Below are 212 nucleotides of genomic sequence, written 5' to 3'. Positions count from 1 at the left end.
CAACGCCATCAGGCAGACCTGAGACTGACAGGACAGATTAAACAGTTCTGGCTGGAATCGGGATGCGTCTATGGTTATCGCAAAATCCATCTGGATCTGCGGGACAGCGGGCAACAGTGCGGAGTGAACCGGGTCTGGCGACTGATGAAACGTGTCGGGATAAAGGCTCAGGTCGGATACCGGAGCCCGCGGGCACGTAAAGGCGAGGCCAG

The 212-nt window shown here is 57.5% G+C and carries 1 protein-coding gene; it reads left to right on the top strand.

The genetic code is table 11. From position 1 onward, the window contains the following. Positions 1-212 (top strand): IS3 family transposase (locus OGX67_RS00465; protein WP_286525601.1); only part of this gene is annotated, 212 nt, incomplete at both ends.

The organism is Citrobacter sp. Cf118 (genome assembly GCF_030334095.1).
GTDB classification, from domain to species: domain Bacteria; phylum Pseudomonadota; class Gammaproteobacteria; order Enterobacterales; family Enterobacteriaceae; genus Citrobacter; species Citrobacter freundii.
This window is presented reverse-complemented; position numbering and strand designations above follow the sequence as displayed.